At 32.6% G+C, this 23,077-nt stretch carries 16 protein-coding genes and 3 tRNA genes; 6 read left to right on the forward strand and 13 right to left on the reverse strand.

Annotated elements, in window-relative coordinates; genetic code table 11:
• Positions 1–196 precede the first annotated feature (196 nt).
• The 6 genes from BLT46_RS12220 to BLT46_RS12245 form a co-directional block, all read right to left on the reverse strand.
• Positions 197–282 (reverse strand) — tRNA-Leu (locus BLT46_RS12220).
• Positions 283–421: 139 nt separating this feature from the next.
• Positions 422–781 (reverse strand): hypothetical protein, encoded by a 360-nt coding sequence (locus BLT46_RS12225; protein ID WP_090410402.1) that lies wholly within the window; start codon positions 779–781, stop codon positions 422–424.
• 108 nt (positions 782–889) lie between these two features.
• A tRNA-Leu gene (locus BLT46_RS12230) sits at positions 890–975 on the reverse strand.
• Positions 976–985: 10 nt separating this feature from the next.
• A tRNA-Gly gene (locus BLT46_RS12235) sits at positions 986–1,058 on the reverse strand.
• Between the two features lie 459 nt (positions 1,059–1,517).
• Positions 1,518–4,118 carry a DNA mismatch repair protein MutS gene (gene mutS, locus BLT46_RS12240; protein WP_090410403.1) on the reverse strand — a complete coding sequence of 867 codons (2,601 nt, stop codon included), beginning with the start codon at positions 4,116–4,118 and terminating at the stop codon, positions 1,518–1,520.
• Between the two features lie 72 nt (positions 4,119–4,190).
• The gene (locus BLT46_RS12245) at positions 4,191–4,706 is read right to left on the reverse strand and encodes an FUSC family protein (protein WP_090410404.1); all 516 of its coding nucleotides are present in this window, start codon (positions 4,704–4,706) and stop codon (positions 4,191–4,193) included.
• 593 nt (positions 4,707–5,299) lie between these two features.
• On the opposite strand from BLT46_RS12245, the gene BLT46_RS12250 reads away from it, so the two are divergent.
• Positions 5,300–5,830 carry an RNA methyltransferase gene (locus tag BLT46_RS12250; RefSeq protein WP_090410405.1) on the forward strand — a complete coding sequence of 177 codons (531 nt, stop codon included), beginning with the start codon at positions 5,300–5,302 and terminating at the stop codon, positions 5,828–5,830.
• Here BLT46_RS12250 and folK read toward each other — a convergent pair.
• Positions 5,827–6,966 carry a 2-amino-4-hydroxy-6-hydroxymethyldihydropteridine diphosphokinase gene (gene folK / locus BLT46_RS12255; RefSeq protein WP_090410406.1) on the reverse strand — a complete coding sequence of 380 codons (1,140 nt, stop codon included), beginning with the start codon at positions 6,964–6,966 and terminating at the stop codon, positions 5,827–5,829. The two genes, BLT46_RS12250 and folK, sit on opposite strands and share 4 nt — an antisense overlap.
• 125 nt (positions 6,967–7,091) lie before the next feature.
• Here folK and sppA point away from each other — a divergent pair, with 125 nt between their 5' ends.
• Positions 7,092–8,858 (forward strand): signal peptide peptidase SppA, encoded by a 1,767-nt coding sequence (gene sppA, locus BLT46_RS12260; protein ID WP_090410407.1) that lies wholly within the window; start codon positions 7,092–7,094, stop codon positions 8,856–8,858.
• A gap of 90 nt (positions 8,859–8,948) precedes the next feature.
• Positions 8,949–11,606, forward strand: a complete 2,658-nt coding sequence (locus tag BLT46_RS12265; protein WP_090410408.1) for an AsmA-like C-terminal region-containing protein — start codon at positions 8,949–8,951, stop codon at positions 11,604–11,606.
• 68 nt (positions 11,607–11,674) lie between these two features.
• Here the strand turns inward: BLT46_RS12265 and BLT46_RS12270 are convergent, their stop codons facing one another.
• Complete coding sequence (locus BLT46_RS12270) at positions 11,675–12,472, reverse strand: DUF2797 domain-containing protein (RefSeq protein WP_090410409.1); 798 nt, start codon at positions 12,470–12,472, stop codon at positions 11,675–11,677.
• A 109-nt stretch (positions 12,473–12,581) separates the two neighbouring features.
• On the opposite strand from BLT46_RS12270, the gene BLT46_RS12275 reads away from it, so the two are divergent.
• Entirely contained in the window at positions 12,582–14,093 is a 1,512-nt protein-coding gene (locus tag BLT46_RS12275; protein ID WP_090410410.1) for a GH3 auxin-responsive promoter family protein, read from the forward strand.
• Between the two features lie 75 nt (positions 14,094–14,168).
• Here the strand turns inward: BLT46_RS12275 and BLT46_RS12280 are convergent, their stop codons facing one another.
• Together BLT46_RS12280 and BLT46_RS12285 are read right to left on the reverse strand one after the other, a co-directional pair.
• Complete coding sequence (locus BLT46_RS12280; protein WP_090410411.1) at positions 14,169–14,396, reverse strand: hypothetical protein; 228 nt, start codon at positions 14,394–14,396, stop codon at positions 14,169–14,171.
• 129 nt (positions 14,397–14,525) lie between these two features.
• On the reverse strand, positions 14,526–16,679 hold the full coding sequence (locus BLT46_RS12285; protein WP_090410412.1) for a S46 family peptidase: 2,154 nt from the start codon (positions 16,677–16,679) through the stop codon (positions 14,526–14,528).
• A gap of 578 nt (positions 16,680–17,257) precedes the next feature.
• Between BLT46_RS12285 and BLT46_RS12290 the strand changes: the two genes are divergently transcribed.
• On the forward strand, positions 17,258–18,097 hold the full coding sequence (locus tag BLT46_RS12290) for an aldo/keto reductase (RefSeq protein ID WP_090410413.1): 840 nt from the start codon (positions 17,258–17,260) through the stop codon (positions 18,095–18,097).
• Between the two features lie 84 nt (positions 18,098–18,181).
• On the opposite strand, the gene BLT46_RS12295 is transcribed toward BLT46_RS12290, so the two are convergent.
• Positions 18,182–19,417, reverse strand: coding sequence for a 3-deoxy-D-manno-octulosonic acid transferase (locus tag BLT46_RS12295; protein WP_090410414.1), 1,236 nt, complete (start codon positions 19,415–19,417; stop codon positions 18,182–18,184).
• Between the two features lie 170 nt (positions 19,418–19,587).
• Here BLT46_RS12295 and BLT46_RS12300 point away from each other — a divergent pair, with 170 nt between their 5' ends.
• The gene (locus BLT46_RS12300; protein ID WP_090410415.1) at positions 19,588–20,718 is read left to right on the forward strand and encodes a DegT/DnrJ/EryC1/StrS family aminotransferase; all 1,131 of its coding nucleotides are present in this window, start codon (positions 19,588–19,590) and stop codon (positions 20,716–20,718) included.
• A 56-nt stretch (positions 20,719–20,774) separates the two neighbouring features.
• Here BLT46_RS12300 and BLT46_RS12305 read toward each other — a convergent pair whose 3' ends face one another.
• Both BLT46_RS12305 and fabD read right to left on the reverse strand, forming a co-directional pair.
• Positions 20,775–21,959 (reverse strand): multidrug effflux MFS transporter, encoded by a 1,185-nt coding sequence (locus tag BLT46_RS12305; RefSeq protein ID WP_245722991.1) that lies wholly within the window; start codon positions 21,957–21,959, stop codon positions 20,775–20,777.
• Positions 21,960–22,048: 89 nt separating this feature from the next.
• Positions 22,049–22,921: an ACP S-malonyltransferase gene (fabD, locus tag BLT46_RS12310; RefSeq protein WP_090410417.1), complete on the reverse strand. Its 873-nt coding sequence runs from the start codon at positions 22,919–22,921 to the stop codon at positions 22,049–22,051.
• Between the last annotated feature and the right edge of the window lie 156 nt (positions 22,922–23,077).

Below are 23,077 nucleotides of genomic sequence, written 5' to 3' on the forward strand. Positions count from 1 at the left end.
ATTAAGTACTTTAGAATGATGTATAGAGGTGTAAGAGATAAGTCATTTTTCCTGTTTAGATTGACGAAACTTTTTGCTTAGTCCCCAACTTTTGCTCCTGATCCAACTTTTGCTCCTGATCCCCTGATCCCTGATTTATAAAAGAGATAAGTATAGTGTAAAAAAAAAGTTCTAAACGTTAGTTTAGAACTTTTTGTACTCGGAGCGGGACTTGAACCCGCACGAACATTACTGCTCACTGGATTTTAAGTCCAGCGTGTCTACCACTTCCACCACCCGAGCTTCATTTGGTTTGCAATACTGATTACTTCTGTATTGCGAGTGCAAATATAGCGTAAATAAATAGTATATAACAAGTAAAAAACAGACTTTTTTAGGATAAATTTCTTAAGTGTTGTAAGTAAGTTAATTACAGAGGAGGTTATTTCTCGTTATCGAATAAATCTCCAAAGATATCTATTGAGAAATCTAATATTTCTGCTATATCAAAGTTAGTTTTAATTTCTTCCATAGCTTTTTCAAATCTTAATTCGGTTGTGAACTTTCGACTTGTGGCGTAAATGTTATCTTCAATTGCTAATTTGAAAAATAATTTACCACTTGGAGTTTTAAACTTTAAGAAAGAAATTAACTCAGTATTGTTTTTTAAAAAAGTAATTGTACTACGAATAGCTTCCTTACTTGGGTACTCCATACTTGTCATAAGAGTTTTACCTCTTCTGTGTTCAAAAGTATATTTGAACTTACCATTTTCTTTAAGGCTAATAACAAACGCGCTCATATCAAATTAAAAACAAAGGGTTTGAAACAAAATTTATAAGGGGAAAATAGGGAAATATATTACTATAGTGCAAAAAAAAAGTTCTAAACGTTAGTTTAGAACTTTTTGTACTCGGAGCGGGACTTGAACCCGCACGAACATTACTGCTCACTGGATTTTAAGTCCAGCGTGTCTACCACTTCCACCACCCGAGCGTGATATTTGAGCGAAAAACGGGGTTCGAACCCGCGACCTCAACCTTGGCAAGGTTGCGCTCTACCAACTGAGCTATTTTCGCATAATGTTTTTAAGAACTTCGCTTTACTTCTGTATTGCGAGTGCAAATATAATACGTTTTTTAATATCTGCAAATACTTTTTTAAAAAATGTAAAAGATTTCTTTTAAACAATTGATTTACAATGTTCTTTTTTTTGGAAAAAGTAAATGTTTTTGAAAGATGTTTGCTATAAATAGCTTGTTTTGAGATAAAGTAGCTTTTTCAGAAAATGAGGAAGTTGTTGTTTTTTCAGACAAGGCTTGAATTTGTTTCGATTATGAAGTTTAATTTAAGCTAATTAGTATAGTTGTTCAGCTTGTATTTTATTAAGTACATCAGATAGTGTAACCGGACAATAAAAGGTATTGTCTGAAAAAGGAATAAGATCGACTGAAGATTTGCTTACTCTATAATAGGGTAGAAAATGAGTAAAATGCACTAAAAAAATAGGGTGGCCTTGTTGGACACCCTATTTTTGTTTATTTGTTAAGCATTTTTTTCAATTCATTGATTTTCATCATTGCCTCAATAGGCGTAATTGAATTGACGTCAATGTCTAATATTTCTTGTTTTAGTTCCTCTAATAACGGATCATCTAAATTAAAGAAACTCAACTGTATATCATCAACTACAGGTTTTACTTTATGTTCTTCTTTTGCGTGTCCTTTTTCTAACTGTTTAAGCATCTTTTCAGCTCTTTTCAGTACTGTAGTAGGCATACCTGCCATTTTAGCAACGTGAATACCAAAACTATGTGCACTACCTCCAGGAACAAGTTTTCTCAAGAATAATACATTGTCTTTTAATTCTTTGACAGAAACGTTGTAATTCTTTATTCCTTCAAAATGCTCCTGCATATCATTTAATTCGTGGTAATGCGTAGCGAATAGTGTTTTTGCTTTAGAAGGGTTTTGGTGAATATACTCTGCAATGGCCCAGGCAATTGATATTCCATCATACGTACTTGTTCCGCGACCGATTTCATCTAACAACACCAAACTTCTATTTGTTAGGTTGTTTAAGATAGATGCAGTTTCATTCATTTCAACCATAAAAGTTGATTCTCCCATCGAAATATTATCAGAAGCACCAACTCTTGTAAATATTTTATCAACTGTACCCATTGTGACCTTAGTAGCGGGAACAAAACTTCCCATTTGTGCTAATAGTACAATTAAAGCTGTTTGTCTCAAAATTGCAGACTTACCCGACATATTAGGTCCGGTAATCATTATAATTTGTTGATTTGTATTGTTTAAATAAACGTCATTCGCAATAAAAGGAGAATCGTAAGCCAATTGTTTTTCAATTACAGGGTGACGACCATCTTTGATATCAAGTTCAAAACTATCATTTATTTCAGGACGTACATAATTGTTGTCAATAGCTAATTGAGCAAAGGACCCCAAACAATCAAGCTGGGCAATTAATGTAGCATTAAGTTGCACAGGTTTAATGTATTGTGCACACCAAGAAGTAAACTGTTCATATAGTTCTGTTTCTAGTTTATATATTTTCTCTTCAGCTCCAAGTATCTTACTTTCATATTCTTTCAATTCTTCAGTGATATAGCGTTCCGCATTCACTAAAGTTTGTTTTCTAATCCAGTCAGTAGGAACTTTATCTTTATGTGTATTTCTAACTTCAATGTAATAACCAAAAACATTGTTGAAAGCTATTTTTAGAGAAGGAATACCCGTTTTTTCACTTTCGCGTCTTTCCATTGCCTCTAAGAATTCTTTTCCAGAAGTAGAGATTTTGCGTAAGTCATCCAATTCAGCGTTTACACCAAAAGCTATAGCATTACCTTTTGCTATTGCAACAGGTGCATTTTCGTGAATAGTAGTGGCTATTTTCTTTCTTAGTAGTTCACAACTATGCAATTTGTTCCCTATTGTTTTTAGCGAATTATTATTGCTCTTTGAAGCAGCTTCTTTAATTGGAATAATAGCATCAAGAGATTCCTTGAGATAAATAAGTTCACGAGGAGATATCTTTCCAGTTGCTATTTTAGAAATTAATCTTTCTAAGTCTGATATTTTCTTTATCTGTGTTTGAAATAAGAATAAAAGCTCAGAATCTTCTTTTAATTTTTCTACAACATTGTGTCTATCTACAATCTTAGTAGCATCTTTTAAAGGAAGAGCTAACCATCTTTTTAATAGGCGAGCCCCCATTGGAGATAATGTTTTATCTATAACATCTAAAAGAGTAATAGCATTAGGGTTAGAACTATTATATAATTCTAAGTTTCTGATTGTAAAACGATCCATCCATACATAAGCATCTTCTGCAATACGTTGAATATTGGAGATATGTTGTATTTTGGTATGTTGTGTTTCGGATAAATAATAAAGAATAGCCCCACAAGCAATAGTTCCTTCTTCTAAGTCTTCTACACCAAAACCTTTTAAAGAGTTTGTTTTAAAATGAGTTGTTAACGATTCAAAAGCAAAGTCTTTTTTGAAAACCCAATCGTCGAGGAAAAACAAATTATATTGGTTTCCATAAATCTGAATAAAGTGAGTTTTACTGTTTTTTTGTACCAAAACTTCACTTGGTGAGAAGTTTTGTAAAAGCTTATCAATATAATCTTGATCTCCTTCAGTGGTTAAAAATTCACCAGTAGAAACATCTAAAAAGGCTATTCCTATTGACTTTTTAGCAAAATGTATAGCACAGAGGAAGTTGTTAGATTTAGAGTGAAGTACTTCATCATTTAATGCAACTCCAGGTGTAACAAGTTCTGTTACCCCTCGTTTTACGATTGTTTTGGTTGTTTTAGGATCTTCAAGTTGGTCACAAATAGCAACTCTTAGTCCTGCTTTAACAAGTTTAGGCAGATAAACATTGATAGAATGATGAGGAAAGCCAGCTAATTCTGTTTCGCTTGGAGATCCAGCACCTCTTTTAGTAAGGGTAATTCCTAATATATTTGCAGCTCTAACAGCATCTTCACCAAATGTTTCATAAAAGTCTCCAACACGAAATAATAGACAAGCATCTGGGTATTTAGCTTTGATATCATTGTATTGTTTCATTAAAGGTGTTTCTTTCGTTGCCTTTGCTTTAGCAGCCATAATTCTTTGTTTTTATCAATTTACAAATATAGGTAACAATTTATAACAACGGTATATTACTAGCAGTATGTTCTATGAAAGAGGGATGCCATAATATCTTTTTAATCTTCTGATAATTGTTGATGTTATCACTGTAATTGATAATCCGATAAGACAACCTACTGTTACTGAAAGACATCTTAGTAGAGGGGTTGCTTCTACATCTCCCGTATGTGGTTGTACAAGAATAATAATTAAAGCGACCAATGCAACACGTGCCATGTTAAGTATATTAAACAAGTAGCAAGTCATAATTGTTAGGAAAACACCTAACATACAAAGGTAAAGATTTGTCTCAGGATGAATCTCTAAGCAAATAAGACCTACAACAGATCCTACTAAGTTTGATTTAAATCGTTCTACTGAAAGTTTTTTAGAGTGCTTGCCTTCGGGGGAAATAACAAGCATGATTGAAATAAGCAACCAAATTACCTCATAGCTTTGCACTTTTAAAAATAAAAGATAGCCGATGTAAAAACCTATAAAACAGCGAATAGTATAAATAATAAGAGGGGAAGTAATAATTTTTTGTATCAGGCTTTTAAACATGTAAATATTTGTTTTTAGAACCTACAAAATTACTAATGAATTATTTAAATAGCAATAAAACGTTATTTATTAGGATAATGATAGTAGTATTGTTACAATTTTGTTAAGGAAAAATGTAATATGGATAAAAATGATAAGCTAATCGCCAGTAAAGGTAGTTTGTGTGTAAATATCTTTTGATATTGCAATAGAGAGCAAAGGATAATAGGGAATATAATCAAGAAAGTTAGCGATAATAACCATATTATTTCAATAGTCATTATCAGCCATGTACTACTATAGGGAGTTGTATTTATAAACTCTTTAAAGTAAACTATAAAAATTAAATTATTTATTATAGTTAATAGAGCTAATCTATTTATATAAAAGCGAAACATAGTTAGTGGTGGTTTGTGATATTGCTAATTTAATTAAAAATTAAATACTTTATTGTATTTATTTAATATTATTTATTGATTTAAAATCACAATATTTGATTTAAAATTAGATTAATTGTATAATTGCGATTTTTGTAATGTGTTATTTAGTATCTATTTTTTGAAGTGGAGTGTTATAATTGATAGAATACTTATTTTTGCATAAAAATTATCATTATGCGTAAATTAGCCAATAGTGAATTGGATAGAAAAAATGTAGAGGAGTTTAAAGCTTCTGAGAAAACGCCAATTATTATAGTACTTGATGACGTAAGAAGTTTACACAATATTGGTTCTGTTTTTAGAACTTGTGACGCTTTTTTAATTGAAAAAGTTTACTTGTGTGGAATTACTGCAACGCCTCCTAATAAAGAAATTCATAAAACAGCTTTAGGAGCTACTGAAACGGTAGAATGGGAATATGTAAAAGACGTTGTTACTTTAGTGAAACAATTGAATGAAGAGGGAGTTTCTGTACAATCTGTTGAGCAAGTAGAAAAAAGTGTTATGCTGAATAATTTCGAAGTTGAAGCAGGACAAAAATATGCGCTTGTTTTCGGAAATGAAGTTAAAGGAGTAAATCAAGAAGTTGTTGATTTGAGTAAAGGTGTGATTGAAATACCTCAATTAGGAACCAAACACTCACTTAATATTTCTGTGAGTGCTGGGATCGTAATTTGGGATTTATTTCAACAAATGACTCGTTAAGCTCTAAGTTTTTGTTGAATCATTTCTAAGATTGCAATATAATCTTCCTGATTGGCTACAAAGTCCATATCAGATATATCTATAATCAGAACCTTGTCTGTTGGCAAGGTTTTGATATAACTAAAATAACCTTGGTTTACTTTGTCTAAGTACGTGCCAGGTATTTCACTTTCATACGAACGTCCTCTCTTGTGGATGTTTTCTAATAATCTTTCTGTGTTTTGATATAAGTACACATATAAGTCAGGCTTCGGTGTATCTTTATACATAATATCAAATACTTGTTGATACAAGTTGAACTCATCTTCTTCCAAAGTGATTTGAGCAAAAATAAGTGACTTGAATATATAGTAATCAGCAATGATAAACTCTTTAAACAAATCAAATTGTGACAAATCATCAGATAACTGTGAATAGCGATCTGCTAAGAAAGACATCTCCAAAGGAAATGCATAACGAGATGCATCTTTATAAAACTTAGGCAAGAAGGGATTATCTGCAAAACCTTCTAAAATACGTTTAGCATTAAAATCTATTGATATACGATTAGTTAAAGTAGTTTTCCCCGCACCAATATTACCTTCAATAGCTACAAAGTTTACATTTGTAAAACCATATTTTTGAATTGGAGAAGCCAAACGCTTAATTATCTGTCCAGAATTTTTGTCTTTACAATTAGCAAGTAATGCTTTAAAACTAAGTTTTAAAGTAGGGTGTTCCCAATCTAAATTTAGATCAGCAGCAGGTTGTAATACAAATTGTCTATCTTGCATCAATGGGTGAGGTACCGTCAGTTTCTCTGTATTATATACTTCTTGATTGAAAGAAATAATGTCAATATCAATAATTCGTGCACTATAACCTTCCTTGTTTTGTGGACGTATTCTACCTAGTATTTGTTCCGTTTCTAATACTTTTTGTATAACAGTTTCTGCATTTAAGGTACTATGTATGTAAATCGCACAATTGTAAAATGGATCACTTTCAAATCCCCATGCAGGAAATTCGTAAATTGGAGAAACTTTAATGACTGTTCCAATGTGCTTGTGTATCAATTCGATAGATTTTTCAATGTTTGAAATTCTATCTCCTTGATTTGTGCCAATGGATAATACTATTTGATTTTGCGTAAACATAAGGCAAAGTAAATAAAAGAAATTTGAATAAACGCTACTTTTGTAGAAGTTAATAACTGCAAATTTAGTGTTATAAACTGTAACTATTTTTAGTTTTAGATACTAATAAAGAAAATTGTTTTTATATGAGATTTTTAAGAAATGTTTTAGCCACTATTGTTGGGCTATTTTTGTTTATGATGATTCTGTTTTTTGGAATTTTATTTTTAGGGGTTGCTTTTGGTGGTAAATCTGATAGTGTTGTTGTAAAAGATAATACTGTAATCAACTTAGATCTTTCTAAAGTAAAATATGATTACGCTGGTAAATTCAACTTTAAGGACTTCGGACATAAAGAAACTGGAAAAGATGGAGTGTCTGATGTTTTAAATGCAATTGAATATGCTAAAGGGGATGATAGAATTAAAGGTATTTCTATCTTAAATAATTCTTCTGTATTAGGGGTTGAACAAAAAAGAGAGATTCGCGAGAAGTTAGCAGATTTTAAAACAAGTGGAAAGTTTGTTGTTGCTTATGCTAATGTATATGAGCAAGGGGAATATTACTTAAATTCTGTAGCAGACACAGTTTATGTAAACCCTGTGGGAGCTGTTGATTTTAGAGGACTTTCAACTGAAATATTATATTTAAAGGGACTTCAAGAGAAAACTGGGGTTCATATGGAGGTTATCAGACATGGTAAATATAAAAGTGCTGTTGAACCTTATTTGGAAGATAAAATGAGTGAGGCAAATAGAGAGCAAATAACGGTGTTTTTAAACTCTATTTGGGAAACTATTGTTGGTGATATAGCTAAGAGCAGAAAGTTATCTACTGAACAATTAAATCAGGTTGCTGAAAACTTAGAAGCACGTACTCCAGAGAAAGCGTTAAAAGCAGGATTGGTTGATAAAATTGCTTATGAAGACGAATATCACGCTGCTATAAAAAAAGCAGTAGGGGTAAAAGGAGAGAAAGATTACAATAAGATTGATGTATTAGAGTATGCTAAAGATGTTATTAATAAATTATCTTCAGTAAGTGCTTCAGATCAAATTGCTGTTATTTATGCGCAAGGACAAATTTTAAGTGGTGAAGGAAACCTTAGTTATATTGGTGAAGGATCTATCAATAGAGCTTTGCAAAAAGCGCGTAAGAACGATAAGATTAAAGCAATTGTATTACGTGTAAATAGTCCAGGTGGAAGCGCTTTAACTTCTGAGTTAATTTGGAGAGAAATCGAATTGACTAAGAAAGTAAAACCGGTTATTGTTTCTATGGGGGATGTTGCCGCTTCTGGAGGGTATTACATTTCGTGTAATGCGGATCGTATTTTTGCTGATCCAAGTACAATAACTGGTTCGATTGGAGTTTTTGGTATGTTACCAAACTTTAAAACATTAGCATCTAAATATGGTGTAAATGCAGAGCAAGTGAAAACTCATAAAAACTCAGCTAATTACAGCCCTTTTAGAGATGTTGATGATTCATTTAAAATGGTAGTTACAGAAAGTATAGAAGATATTTATACAACATTTGTAAATAGAGTAGCAGCAGGAAGAGGATTGACTTTTGACCAAGTTGATGCTTTAGCACAAGGACGTGTTTGGACAGGAAAAGATGCTTTAGCGAATGGATTAGTTGATGAATTAGGTGGATTAGATGCAGCTATTAAGTTTGCGGCTAATAAAGTAGAAATAGATAGCTACAAAATTGTAAACTATCCAGAGTATGAAATGAAGTTCGAAGATTTAATCAGAAGTTATTTAGGGGCTTCAATCTTGAAAACACAAGATGATTTAATCAAAGAAAAAATAGGGGAAGAAAACTTTGAAATGATTGAGCGTTTGAATTATTTTAATTCCTTAAAAGGAGCTCAAACAATTATGCCTTTTGAGTTAAATATTAAATAAATCCTAAAAAGATTGAAAAATAAAGGAGAGTCAGCCATAAATTATGTGTGCTGACTCTTTTTTTGTTATTTTGTATAAAAAGTAATTGATATGAATAAAAAGGTTTTAAAATGGGTAGGTGGTGTCCTGCTTGTGTTGATTATCTTATTGGTTTCTGCACCTTTCTTGTTTAAAGGGAAAGTTCAGGATCTAGTAAAAAAGACAATCAACGATAATTTGAATGCAACGGTTAACTTTGAAAAGGTTGATCTTAGTTTGTTGCGTAATTTTCCAAAAGCTACTGTTTCTATTCAAGATTTAGTGGTTGTGAATCAAGAACCTTTTGCCGGAGATACGTTGGTTTTTGCAAAAGATATTGTTTTAAATATGTCTGTAATGGAACTATTCAAAGGGGCTGATGAACCAATGAATATTGAGTCTATTAAAGTAGCTAATGCTGATGTAAACGTTATTGTAAACGAACAAGGTATTGCTAACTATGACATCGCTATTAAAAAGGAGGATGAAGAGGATGAAAATTCAGAAAGCACTCCATTTTCATTGGCCTTAAATTACTATGAAGTTGAGAATGTAAACGTACATTATACAGATTTAGGTTCTAAAATGGTATTTTCTGTAAGTGAATTGTACCATAGAGGAACAGGGAATTTAACGGCAAATGTACTTGATTTAGATACAGAATCGAAAGGGAAAGTAGCCTTTACAATGGATGGTACTAAGTTTTTAAACGATGTAAACTTATCGTTGAAAGCAATGATTGGTATGGATATGGATAATATGAAGTTTACGTTTAAAGAAAACGAAGCTTTAATTAACAAATTACCTCTTAAATTTGATGGGTATCTTCAAATGTTAGAAGAAGGTCAAGAATATGACTTAACATTTGCTACACCTGATTCAGACTTTAAAAATTTCTTAGGTTTAATTCCTGAAGCTTATGCAGGAAATTTAAAAGGTGTAAGTACAACAGGTGATTTTAAAGTAGATGGTAAGGTGAAAGGTAAGTTGACAGAGAAAACAATTCCAACCTTAGCAATTCATATGTCTTCTAATAATTCATCATTCAAATACCCTGATTTACCTAAATCAGTTCAAAATATTTTATTGGATGTTAATGTAATGAATGAAACAGGAATTATTAAAGATACTTATGTTGATATAAATAAATTGTCTTTTCGAATTGACAAGGATGCTTTTAATGCAAAGGCACATATTAAAAATCTTACGGAGAATGCAATTGTAGATGCTAAATTAGATGGAGTTATTAACTTGGCTAATGTATCTCAAGCTTATCCTGTAAAATTAGATAGCCCATTAACAGGGGTATTGAAAGCGAATGTTGCTACTAATTTTGATATGAACTCTGTTGAAAAAGAACAGTATCAAAATATTAGAAATGCTGGTACTTTATCATTAACTGGGTTTAACTTCGAAACAGAAGCAATGGCAAAACCATTGCAAATTCAAGAGGCTGCATTGACGTTTAATACGAGTAATGTTACATTAAATAAATTGAATTTAAAGACAGGGACTACTGATTTAGCAGCGAATGGTCGTTTGGATAATTTATATGGTTTCTTGTTTAAAAAACAAACGTTGAAAGGAAACTTCAACTTGAATTCAAACAATTTTGTTTTAGCAGATTTGTTGAAAGAAGATACAGCTGCGTCAACAGAAAAGAAAGAAACTAAAACAGCAACTACTGCAAGCGAACCGTTAAAGATTCCGTCTTTCTTAGATTGTACAATTAACGCCAATGCTAATACAGTAGTTTATGATAACCTTACATTGAAGAATGTAAAAGGAACACTAACTATTAAAGACGAAACTGCTCGTTTACAGAATATGTCAACAGATATTTTTGGTGGTGCAATTACCTTTGCAGGGGACGTATCAACCAAAGAGGCTATTCCTACGTTTGATATGAACTTAGGCTTAAAGATGTTGGATATTACGCAGTCATTTAATGGCTTGGACTTCTTGAAAAAAATAGCTCCTATTGCAGGAATTATAACAGGAAAGATGAATGCAGGAGTGAAGATGAATGGTAAGTTATCTTCTACAGATTTATCGCCTATCGTTACTTCATTAACGGGGGATTTACAAGGAGATTTGATAGATGCTATTGTCAATCCAAAAAATTCTAAATTATTGACAACATTAGATTCTGCTGTACAGTTTATTGATTTAAAACAACTTGATTTGAATAATAAGAAAATGCATATTGTTTTTAACAATGGTAAAGTTCAGTTCAAACCATTTGACTTAAAACTGAAAGATATGTCTGTTCAGGTATCTGGAGAGCACGGTTTTGATCAATCGATGAATTATACATTAGATTTCAAAGTACCTGCTAAGATGTTGGGTAATGACATTGCTAATACTTTGACAAAGTTAGGACCAAAAGATAGTGCTAAGTTTGATGCTATTCCTGTGAAAGTAGGTTTAACAGGAAACTTCTCAAATCCTAAAGTGGGTACTAATATGGGGGAAGTAGTTACTAATTTAACTAACCAGATTATAGAGGAACAAAAGAATAAATTAGTAGATAAAGGAAAAGGAGCTCTTATGGACCTTTTAGTGGGAAAAAATACACCTAAAGAAGGTGAAGCTACTGCAGAGGGAGAAACTCCTGCTATTGATACTAAAAAGAAAGAAACAGAAGAGGTGGTTAATAAAATTGGAGAAGGTTTGAAGGGATTATTCAATAAAAAGAAGAAACCGGAAGAGCCTGCAAAAACGGAGTAATACTTTTTACTGTAATGCATAAAAAAAGCGCCATAAAATTATTTTATGGCGCTTTTTTATATAGCTGTTTACTCAACGTCTATCTTAACAACATAACCTTCATAGGTTCTAATGTTGAAAACTGTTCCGTCTTCAAATAATAAATATTGTCCTTTTACTCCTTTTAGTTTTCCTTCAAAAGAAGGTGTTTTGTCTAAATTTAAACTTTTAATTTTAGTAGGGAATTGCAAGACAGGATAATCTAAATCAAAAATAGAAGCGTTAGTTTGGTCAAAATAAGGTTGTACTTCTGTAGGAAGTTTGTCTTTTAGATTGTTTCTTATTTCTTCTAAATTGGTATCAAGCACTTCGTTTTGCAACATTTTTCGCCAGTTTGTCTTATCTGTAAATGAATCTTTTAAGGCTACTTCTGTAATTCCTGCTAAGTATCTATTAGGTACTTCTACAATCTCGATTGCCTTAGATGCTCCTTGGTCAATCCATCTTGTTGGAACTTGTGTTTTACGGGTTACTCCAACTTTTACATCACTTGCTACTGCTAAGTAAACAATATGAGGTTGTAATTGTACTTTCATCTCGTATTCTAAGTCGCGATCTTCAATACCTAAGTGAGCTTGACTAAGCTCAGGACGCATAATCCAGTCTCCAACAGAAGCACTTTTGTAAAAACAATCGTAACAGAATCCTTGTCTAAAGATTTTTTTCTCTTGTTCACAGTTTAAACACTCATAGCCAACAAAGTCAATCTTAATATTTCTATTAAGGATTTGATTAATATTAATGAAGTTGTTTTTAAATACTAAATAGTATTCAATCGGCTTGTTAAATTCCGTCTGCATTTTGTTTAAAACTCCTTCGTATAGCATAAATAAAATTGTTATTTTTGGATAGGTGGTAAAAGTACGAAAACATTTTCTACTGCAAATAAACACTTTTCGCACGGAAAAGGTTAGAGATTAGACTAATTGAAAATATATGGCATTTACAATTATTAATTCTATTGCGTCATGGATTCTAAAAAAGAGAATTCATCAAATAGATTTATTTAGAAAATATCCGAATGAAGTTCAAAATGATTTGTTTTTAAACTTGATGAGAACAAATGAAAAAACAGTTTTAGGACAGCAGTTTGGGTATGAAAGTATAAACAACTATGAGACGTTCGCTGAGCGTGTCCCCCTTTTTAGGTATGAGGAGTTTGAGCCCTATATTGAAAGAGCAAGGAAAGGCGAAAGTAATATCTTCTGGCCTGAACAAATAAGATGGTTTGCTAAATCAAGCGGAACTACTAATGCTAAGAGTAAATTTATTCCTGTGTCTAATGAGGCGTTAGAAAACTGTCATTACAAAGCAGCTAAGGATTTACTGTGTTTATATTTAAATAATAATGAAAACTCACAATTGTTTACAGGTAAGAGTCTTCGTTTAGGGGGGAGTAAACAGTTATATGAAGATAATAATACTTTCTTTGGTGACTTATCGGCTATTTTAATTGATAATATGCCTTTCTGGGCTGAGTTTAGTAGTACACCAAGTAATAAGACGTCTTTGATGTCTGAGTGGGAAAGCAAGATGGATGCTATTATTAAAGAGGTGAGAAATGAAAACGTAACAAGTTTTGCAGGAGTACCTTCTTGGATGTTAGTATTGTTTAATCGTGTTATTCAAGAAACAGGTAGAGAAGACTTGCTGGAATTATGGCCTAATGCTGAGGTGTATTTCCACGGAGGTGTAAGCTTTGAACCCTACAAAGACCAATATAAAAAGTTGTTGCCTAATAGCAATTTCAGATATTACGAGATATATAATGCCTCAGAAGGATTCTTTGCTATCCAAGATCAGAATGATTGTAATGAGCTTTTGTTAATGCTTGATTACGGAATTTTCTACGAGTTTATACCAATGGATACGTTTGGTACAAGCAATGAAAAGATTATTCCTTTGTCTCAGGTTGAATTAGGAAAGAATTACGCTATTGTTATCACGACAAATGCTGGTTTGATTAGATACTTAATTGGGGATACTGTTCGCTTTACAAGTTTACTTCCTTATCGAATTAAAATTACTGGGCGTACGAAGCACTTTATCAATGTATTTGGAGAAGAATTAATGATAGAGAATACAGATAGGGCATTAGCTAAAACGTGTATTGATTTAGATGCTGAGGTAGTTGAATATACGGTTGCACCTGTTTTTATGCAAGGAAAAGAAAAAGGAGCTCACGAATGGATCGTTGAGTTTACTAAAGAGCCTAAAGATATAAGAGAGTTTGCCCAAGCCTTAGATAAGAACTTACAAGCCTTAAATTCCGATTATGAAGCTAAGAGAGCTAATAATATGACACTAAACCCACTTGTGTTTAATAAAGCAAGAAAGAACTTATTTTACGATTGGTTGAAAAAAGGAGATAAGTTAGGAGGACAACATAAAGTGCCAAGATTGTCTAACGAAAGAAAGTTAGTTGAAGAGTTGCTAAAGATGCAGTAGTATTTTTTAGTAACTCATAGAAATAAAAAAACCTCGCTTAGCGAGGTTTTCTTATTTTATGAATAGTTTTGCTAATTATTTAGCAGCTTCTTCAGTTTTTACTTCTTCTGTAGCTGGAGCTTCAGTTGTAGTTTCTTCAGTAACTTCTTCTGCAACAACTTCTTCAGTAGCTGGAGCTACTTCTTCAGTTACAGTTTCAACTGTAGTTTCTTCTTGAGCTGGTTCTTTTGCAGTTTCTTTACAAGATACGAAAGATACTCCCATCATTGCTACTAAAGCGATGCTTAATGCGATTTTTTTCATTTTACTAAATTATAAAAGTTAATTATTAATTCGAGACAAATATATGACTTTTTTGATTTGATTATATTTTTTATATAAAAAAAAAATATTTTTTTTAGCTTATTAATTTGTTGAAAATCAATGTACTAATTATTTGTTTTTCTTAGGGTGAACCAATTTCATTTCCTCAATTAGGTGTTTTGCATCTGCAAACTTGTCTATAATGAATAAAATGTATCTTGCGTCTACCATAATGTTACGACAAATTGAAGGATCGTAATAAATATCACTCATTGTTCCTTCCCAAACTCTATCGAAGTTTAATCCAATTAAGTTACCATGTGCATCTAATGCTGGACTTCCTGAATTACCTCCTGTTGTATGGTTTGTTGCAATAAAATTTACTGGTAATTTACCGTTGTCAGCATATACTCCGTAATCTTTACTGTTATACAATTCAATTAATTTAGATGGTACATCAAATTCATAATCACCAGGTACATATTTCTCCATAATTCCTTCGAAATGTGTTACTGGTTCATAGTATGTAGCGTCTTTAGGGAAATATCCATCTACTTTACCATAAGTAACACGTAATGTACTGTTAGCATCTGGGAAAATTCTTGCATCTGGGTATAACTCTAATTGAGCTTTCATATATGTACGTTGTAAAGCAGCAATCTCACGATCTAACTCTTCATATTTAGGTAATATGTTAGTTAGGTAGTTTTCGATTAATCCTTTTGCAAATACGTACCCTTTATCATTGTTAAGGTTTGCTTGTACTTGTTTAGCATCTCCTTTTAATAACTCTTGTAATCCTTCGTATGAAGTTAATTTACTATTGTTATAGATGTCTTTAGTAATTGCTTTTACATCAGCATTTACTAATGATTTTGGTAAAAATGCTTTAGGGGCATCAGTAGCATATAATGAAACAATAGACTCAAATACTTTCTCATCTACTACTTTGCTGTAGTTTTTGTAAAAACGCTCTTGTCCGTTGATTAGGTTTGCTTTTCTTGATTCAAATGATTGCTCGTTGTTAAATGTTTTTTCCAAAGCATAAACTCTCCAAGCAGCAGCTAATAATTCTGCATTACGCATTCCGATTTCTGTAAAGTAATCTCTACTGATAGCGTAAGGTGCAATAGCAGCATATAACTTTTCGAATTCAGGTAAGATATTAGCGTATGCTTTTGTGTTTTTATTTTTCTTAGCTCTTTCAACAAAGTCTTTTTCAAAAGCTTTTTTAGCTGCAACAGCATTTGTTTTTTTCAACCCTTGGCTTTCTCCGATCCATTTTTTCCAATAGTTTGCAGTACTCGCAAATTTAGAAGCATATTGAATTTTGATACCTTGGTCTGCACGCATAAACTCGTCAGTAATTTTTAACGCTTTATCGCGAATTCCAATTCTTACTGGGTTTAAGTCGTTTACAATTTGCTCTACAGCAAAAGATGGTAAATATTCTTGTGTTCTTCCAGGGTAACCAAATACCATTGTAAAATCACCTTCTTCAATTCCATCTAATGAGATAGGGAAGAAGTGTTTTGGACGGTAAGGAACGTTGTCTTTTGAGTAATTAGCAGGCTTGTTGTCTTTATCTGCATAGATACGGAATAATGCAAAGTCTCCTGTATGGCGTGGCCAAACCCAGTTGTCAGTATCAGATCCGAATTTACCTACTGATGATGGTGGTGCACCTACTAAACGAACGTCAGTAAATGTTTCTGTAACAAATAAGATGTATTGGTTTCCTTCATAGAAAGATTTGATCTTATTTTCTTGCCATTTCTCTTTTGGAAAAGAAGCGACAGTTGCACTAATATTTTTGTTTATTTTTTCTCTTTTTACGATTTCAGAGTCCTTGTCTTTAATTCCGGCCATTACTTCTTTCGTTACGTCTTCAATACGCACGATAAATGTAACCTCTAAATTTTCGTTAGGTAATTCTTGAGCTTGTGATTTTGCCCAGAATCCGTTTGCTAAATAGTCGTTTTCAACAGATGAGTGAGATTGAATTTGACCATATCCACAGTGGTGGTTTGTAAGTAATAAACCTTGTGGAGAAATAACTTCAGAAGAACATCCACCATTGAAATGAGGAACAGCATCTTTCATACTTGAGTTATTTACATCATAAATGTCTTTTACTGACATTTGCATACCAAGGCTTTTCATCTCAGTTTCGTTCATCCCTTCTAATAATGAAGGAATCCACATTCCTCCTTGTTGTGCATAGATAGGAAGTGCTACCAGAACAACAAGTGCCTTAAATAGATTTTTAATTTTTCGATTCATATGTGTGTGTTAGTTAGAATTGAATTGGGTAGCAAGATACAATTTAAAGTCTAAAAGGTAAAGTGGTTTTGTTATCAGTACGTGAAACGGCAATTTTAAAGGAGATGCAAGAGGTTTAGTGTGTTTACGACGGTATGTGTTGATCGTGTTGTAGGAATTAGTAAAGAACACATCATAATGTAGTTTTAAACGTACCATGTTCGACACATCTACCACAGAAGTCCCACAGAAGTTCGGAAAACAAGCCTTTTTCCCGAAGGTGTCTGGTACTTGTGTGGTATTTGTGTGGAACAAGTATAAAAGAAGTGTGTAATAACAATACTATTTAACTTATATAGAACTCCTGTTATAATATAGCATACGTTAATTAATGAAAAGATATTTTTAAGGGGAGTAAAAACGCAGTACTTGTTGAGTTTATTGGTTATTAAAAGATTAGTAAAAATAGAGTTGTCAATACTTGGGGTATAGATATGTTAATGTAATAAATAGGAGGGTGTTAAGCTTTTTTAAAATTCATTTATTTCCAATAATAATATTTAACTTGTTGAGGTATAAACTTATAAAAGATAGATAAAATGAATACTTATAAATTAGGAAATGGCGTGTTAATTCCAAAAGTTGGTTTTGGAACTTGGCAAGCAGCTGAAGGAGAAGAAGCCGTAAATTCTGTAAAAACAGCTTTAGAGTTGGGGTATAGACATATAGATACTGCTTTTTTCTACAAAAATGAGGTTAGTGTTGGTAAAGGTATCAAAGCGTCTGGTGTAGACCGCAAAGAGATTTTTGTAACAACTAAGGTTTGGAATTCTGAGCGTGGTTTTGAAAAAGCATTAGAGGCTTTTGATGTTTCTTTAAAAAACTTAGGTTTAGATTATATAGATATGTTTTTAATTCACTGGCCTGCGAGTGAAAACCAATTTGGAAATTGGAAAGAATTGAATGCTGAAACGTGGAGAGCATTAGAAAAGTTGTATGCAGACGGAAAAGTGCGTGCTATTGGAGTTAGTAATTTCTATGTATCGCATTTATCTGCTTTGTTAGAAACAGCAAAAGTAAAACCAATGGTTAATCAAATTGAGTTTCATCCAGGGATGACACAAAATGAAGTGGTTGATTTTTGTGTAAAAAATGATATCTTAATTGAAGCTTGGAGTCCACTTGGTCGTGGAAATGTGTTAGACAATGAAGTATTAGTTGCATTAGCTGCTAAATATAAAGTATCAGTGCCTCAATTATGTATTCGTTGGATTGTACAAAAAGGACATTTACCATTACCTAAATCTGTAACACCTGAGCGTATTAAAGCAAATCTCAATATTTATGATTTTGAAATTAGTCAAGAAGATATTGCGGCGATAGATAATTTGCCTTATATTGGTGGCTCGGGATTACATCCTGATAAAGTTGACTTTTAAGTATCATATACTTTCAATGAGTAATTATTAATTCATATATCAAAAAAGGTAAATAAACATTGCGTTCATTTACCTTTTTGTTTTTTATGAAATATGCTTCATTATTTTTTTAGTGGCTTCTTTATTCTTTAAAATAAAGTGGCTACTGATTGCCCCTAACTTTTCTTTTGTAGCAGTATCTGTCAGTAATTTGTCAAACGTATCGTTTAATTCTTCTTGGTTGTTTACTACTAAGCAACTTCCTAATGCTACAAGGTCTTTTGCTTCTTGAAATTTCTTGTATTTAGGACCAATGATAACTGGAACGCCAAAGGTAGCTGCTTCTAATATATTGTGTATTCCTGTTCCAAACCCTCCTCCGATATAAGCAATATCAGCATAACTGTAGGCTTTTGTCAATAAACTGTAAGCATCAATTATATATACATTGTATTCACTTAGGTTTTTGCCTTGGTGCTGGCTGTGTAATATAGTTGGTTTTTTTAGGCTGTTTTGTAATTGTGTTATTTGTTCCGTTTTAATGTTGTGGGGAGCAAAGACAAAACGCAAAGACGTGTCTGCGTTATTATTAATATATGTAGTAATGAATTTTTCGTCTTCAGGCCACGAACTACCAATTACAATAGTTTTAGTTTGTTTGTTATTGGTAAACTCATCTAAGAAGTCAAGTTTATTGTTGTTTTCTAATATTTGAGACACGCGATCAAAACGGGTATCTCCTACAACTTCAACCTGTGTAAAGTTCAGTTGGTTTAAAAGTTGTTTTGATAAGTCGTTTTGGACAAAGAAATAAGTGAAAGCTTGCAATGCTTTGCGATAAAACCCACCATACCATTTAAAGAATACTTGGTCTGGACGTAGAATTCCAGATACCAAATAAGTTGGGATATTTTTTTTGCGTAGTTGGTTTAGGTAGTTTGGCCAATATTCGTATTTAACGAAAAAGGCTTTTTCAGGGTGAACTTGTTTTAAGAATTGCTTTGCATTCATTGATGTGTCCATTGGTAGATACAATGTAGCATCAGCAATTGAATTGTTCTTTTTAACTTCATACCCAGAAGGTGAGAAGAATGTAAGTACTATTTTATGGGTTGGAAATTTACTTTTTAGTTGTTCCATCAAAGGCAGACCTTGTTCGTACTCTCCTAATGAAGCAACGTGAACCCAAAAGACTTTATCAGAGGGTTTGATTTTTTCTTCTAAAATTGTGAAAGACTCTTTTCTACCTTGTACAAAAAAGTTGATTTTTTTATTAAAAAGGGCTATAATCTGAAGAAAGAATATCGAAACGTAAGTCAGTATATTGTATAGAAAAAACATATGAAAATCTTTATAAAGCGAAATTACGTTTCTTTTGAGAAAGATTGAGCTTTGACGTTAAGAATTTATTATTTTTGTAAGGATAATGAATATCGAAATATATAGTTGTTTTTGCAGTTAATTTTTTGATTATCAGTAAAGATGGCTTTAAGATACTAAAGACAATTAGGATGAAAAAAATTCAAATGGTTGACTTGAAAAGTCAATATGAAGGGATTAAAGAACAAGTGAATCAATCGATTCAAGAGATTTTAGAATCTTCAGCTTATATTAATGGACCACAAGTTCATTCTTTTCAAGCAAATTTAGAAGAGTACACAGGGTCAAAACACGTTATTCCTTGTGCTAATGGAACTGATGCGTTACAAATTGCAATGATGGGACTTGGTTTAAAACCAGGTGATGAGGTAATCACTGCTGACTTTACGTTTGCTGCAACTGTTGAGGTTATTGGTTTATTACAATTAACTCCTGTATTAGTTGATGTATGTCCAGATACTTTTAATATCTCTATTGAGGCACTTAAAAAAGCAATTACTCCTAAAACTAAAGCAATTGTACCTGTTCACTTATTTGGGCAAGCAGCAAATATGGAAGCGATTATGGAGATTGCAAAAGAGCATAATTTGTTCGTAATCGAAGATAATGCGCAAGGTATTGGTGCTAACTATGCTTTCGCTGATGGTACAAAAGCTAAAACAGGTGCTATTGGACACGTTGCTGCTACTTCTTTCTTTCCATCTAAAAACTTAGGTTGTTATGGAGACGGTGGTGCTATTTTTACTAATGATGACGAATTAGCTCACGTTATTAGAGGAATTGTTAACCACGGTATGTACGAACGTTACCACCACGATGTAATTGGAGTTAACTCTCGTTTAGATAGTATTCAAGCTGCTGTTTTAAATGCTAAATTACCTAACTTAGATACTTATAACAATGCACGTCGTGCTGCTGCAAAAGCTTATTCTACTGCTTTAGCTAATCATCCAAATATCGTTACTCCTAAAATTGAAGGAGAAGAGGATAGTCATGTATTCCACCAATACACATTGCGTATTGTGAATGCTGATAGAAATGGATTAATGGCTCATTTACAGTCTAAAGATATTCCTTGTGCTATCTATTATCCAATTCCATTGCACAAACAAAAAGCTTATTTAGATCCGCGTTATAAAGAAGAAGATTTCCCTATTACTAATCAATTAGTACAAGAAGTATTATCTCTTCCGATGCACTCTGAATTAGAGGCTGAGCAAATCAAGTTTATTACAGACGAAATTTTAGCTTTCTTAGGATAGTTTTATTTCCGTTTAGATATAAAAAAGCAGACTTATATAGTCTGCTTTTTTTGTGTTTATTTTTTAGGGTAAGTCGTTTGATTAATTATCAAGGATGCCATTGCACAAACCATTAACGAGATTGCGACAATATTCATTGAACCATCGTTGAGGCTGTTTAGCAGCAAAGAGGTTAAAAAAGTAAACGCTAATTGTGAAGCACCAAATAGGGCAGAGGCTGTTCCTGATTCTTCTTTAAATGGCGCTAACGCCAATGTTGTACTTGTTGGGAATAGCATTCCAAGGGGCAGTACAAAAAAGAATAGTGGAATTAACTGCAAATAGATGGATAGATTTAACTCTATCATTAGCCAGAGTATTCCCGCTGATATAGCTTGTATACTTGCTCCTAATTTAATGATATTACTTGGCTGTAAGTGTTTGCGTAGAACAGATGACGTAAGAAAAGAGCCAATCATTAATCCACAAGAGTTTAACATAAATATTAAGCTAAATTGCGTACTTGATAATCCGCCAACTTCCATAATTAATACGGGCGAATTGGATATGTATAACATTAAACAACTAAAAGCAATACTTCCTATGATAGTATAGGTAATAAATATTTTATGGTTGAATAAGCGTTTATAGTTGTCTAAGATTAGGTTGATTTTTAATGTTGCATTTTGCCTGTTTATATCTTCTTTAAGGAAAAATGTAGTCATTAATATGCTTAATGTTGCAAAACACGCCATAGCAGTAAAGACATGTTGCCAATCATAGAATTTCAGAATGGCATTACCTAAGATAGGTGCCATAATTGGGGCAATTCCACCGATTAGAGCAAGGATACTGAAAATCTTGAGGGTTTGGTCTTTGTCGAAGCGTTTGTTTACTATAGCTCTTGCAATGACTAAACCACCACTACTTCCAAATGCTTGTAAGAATCTATACCCCCACATAACTTTGATGTCTTGCACATAGATACAGGCAATTGAAGATGCGATAAAGATAGAGAGGGAAATTAGTATTGGTTTTTTACTTCCGTATTTGTCAGATATAGGTCCCCAGAATAATTGTCCAATTGCTAATCCACCCAAGAAAGTAGATAGAGAGATTTGTACACGGTTTATTTCGGTACTTAAGTCTTTAGCTATTTTAGGAAAAGCTGGTAAGTACATATCAATAGCTAATGGGCCTAATGCTGTTAGACTAACTAATGTAAATATCAGAATCCATTCTTGAATTGAAAGTTTTTGCACGTTTAAAAGGAGATTATAAAAAAATCCCTGGTGTGTTTCAACCAAGGATTTTTATATTGTTATAATAGTCTTGTTATTGTCAAAACAACTTAAGCAGAATGAGTTTCTGCTTCTTTATTGATTTTTTTAATTAAACCAACTAATACTTTTCCTGGACCAACTTCTGTAAATAAAGTAGCACCATCAGCAACCATTTGTTGTACTGATTGAGTCCATCTTACAGGAGCAGTTAATTGAAGAATTAAGTTCTTTTTAATTTCTTCTGGATTGTTAACAGCACTTGCAGTAACGTTTTGGTAAACTGGGCAAGTAGGAGTGTGGAAAGTAGTTGCTTCAATAGCAGCAGCTAATTCTTCTCTTGCAGGTTCCATCATTGGAGAGTGGAATGCTCCTCCAACAGGAAGTAATAGTGCTCTTTTAGCACCAGCTTCTTTTAGTAATTCACACGCTTTTTCAACAGCTGAGAACTCTCCTGAAATAACTAATTGACCAGGGCAGTTGTAATTTGCAGCAACTACAACACCATCAACTTCAGAACAAACTTTTTCTACGATAGCATCTTCTAATCCTAATACAGCAGCCATAGTTGAAGGAGTGATTTCACAAGCTTTTTGCATTGCCATAGCTCTTTGAGAAACTAATCTTAATGCATCTTCAAAAGCTAATGTACCATTGGCAACTAAAGCAGAGAATTCTCCTAATGAATGACCAGCTACCATTTCTGGTTTGAAATCTGCTAAAGTTTTAGCTAATATAACTGAATGCAAGAATACAGCAGGTTGAGTAACTTTCGTTTCTTTTAGTTGTTCAGCTGTTCCTTCAAACATAATATCTGTGATTCTAAAACCAAGGATATCGTTTGCTTTTTCAAACATCTCTTTAGCAAGTTCAGAACTTTCATATAAGTCTTTACCCATTCCTGTGAATTGAGCTCCTTGACCTGGAAAAACATATGCTTTCATAAGTATAATTTTAAATTTCGAGTAGACAAAAATAAGGTATTTTTATTTGTAAAACGAACAGTGACTAGTCCTAAAATAGATTGACAAGTTTTTAAACAATACATCCAGAGGGATTTTCTCTCTGGATTTTTTTATGCACATAATTTGGAGTGAGCA

Source organism: Myroides phaeus, from assembly GCF_900099675.1.
GTDB lineage: Bacteria > Bacteroidota > Bacteroidia > Flavobacteriales > Flavobacteriaceae > Flavobacterium > Flavobacterium phaeum.

Excerpts from the sequence above, each read along its gene's own strand:
- folK (WP_090410406.1), bottom strand. The coding sequence starts at position 6,966 with ATGTTTACGCAAAATCAAATAGTATTATCCATTGGCACAAATCAAGGA.
- BLT46_RS12270 (WP_090410409.1), bottom strand. The coding sequence starts at position 12,472 with ATGCTATACGAAGGAGTTTTAAACAAAATGCAGACGGAATTTAACAAG.
- BLT46_RS12300 (WP_090410415.1), top strand. The coding sequence starts at position 19,588 with ATGAAAAAAATTCAAATGGTTGACTTGAAAAGTCAATATGAAGGGATT.
- BLT46_RS12285 (WP_090410412.1), bottom strand. The coding sequence starts at position 16,679 with ATGAATCGAAAAATTAAAAATCTATTTAAGGCACTTGTTGTTCTGGTA.
- BLT46_RS12295 (WP_090410414.1), bottom strand. The coding sequence starts at position 19,417 with ATGTTTTTTCTATACAATATACTGACTTACGTTTCGATATTCTTTCTT.
- BLT46_RS12275 (WP_090410410.1), top strand. The coding sequence starts at position 12,582 with ATGGCATTTACAATTATTAATTCTATTGCGTCATGGATTCTAAAAAAG.
- BLT46_RS12280 (WP_090410411.1), bottom strand. The coding sequence starts at position 14,396 with ATGAAAAAAATCGCATTAAGCATCGCTTTAGTAGCAATGATGGGAGTA.
- mutS (WP_090410403.1), bottom strand. The coding sequence starts at position 4,118 with ATGGCTGCTAAAGCAAAGGCAACGAAAGAAACACCTTTAATGAAACAA.
- BLT46_RS12290 (WP_090410413.1), top strand. The coding sequence starts at position 17,258 with ATGAATACTTATAAATTAGGAAATGGCGTGTTAATTCCAAAAGTTGGT.
- BLT46_RS12265 (WP_090410408.1), top strand. The coding sequence starts at position 8,949 with ATGAATAAAAAGGTTTTAAAATGGGTAGGTGGTGTCCTGCTTGTGTTG.
- BLT46_RS12250 (WP_090410405.1), top strand. The coding sequence starts at position 5,300 with ATGCGTAAATTAGCCAATAGTGAATTGGATAGAAAAAATGTAGAGGAG.
- fabD (WP_090410417.1), bottom strand. The coding sequence starts at position 22,921 with ATGAAAGCATATGTTTTTCCAGGTCAAGGAGCTCAATTCACAGGAATG.
- sppA (WP_090410407.1), top strand. The coding sequence starts at position 7,092 with ATGAGATTTTTAAGAAATGTTTTAGCCACTATTGTTGGGCTATTTTTG.
- BLT46_RS12225 (WP_090410402.1), bottom strand. The coding sequence starts at position 781 with ATGAGCGCGTTTGTTATTAGCCTTAAAGAAAATGGTAAGTTCAAATAT.
- BLT46_RS12245 (WP_090410404.1), bottom strand. The coding sequence starts at position 4,706 with ATGTTTAAAAGCCTGATACAAAAAATTATTACTTCCCCTCTTATTATT.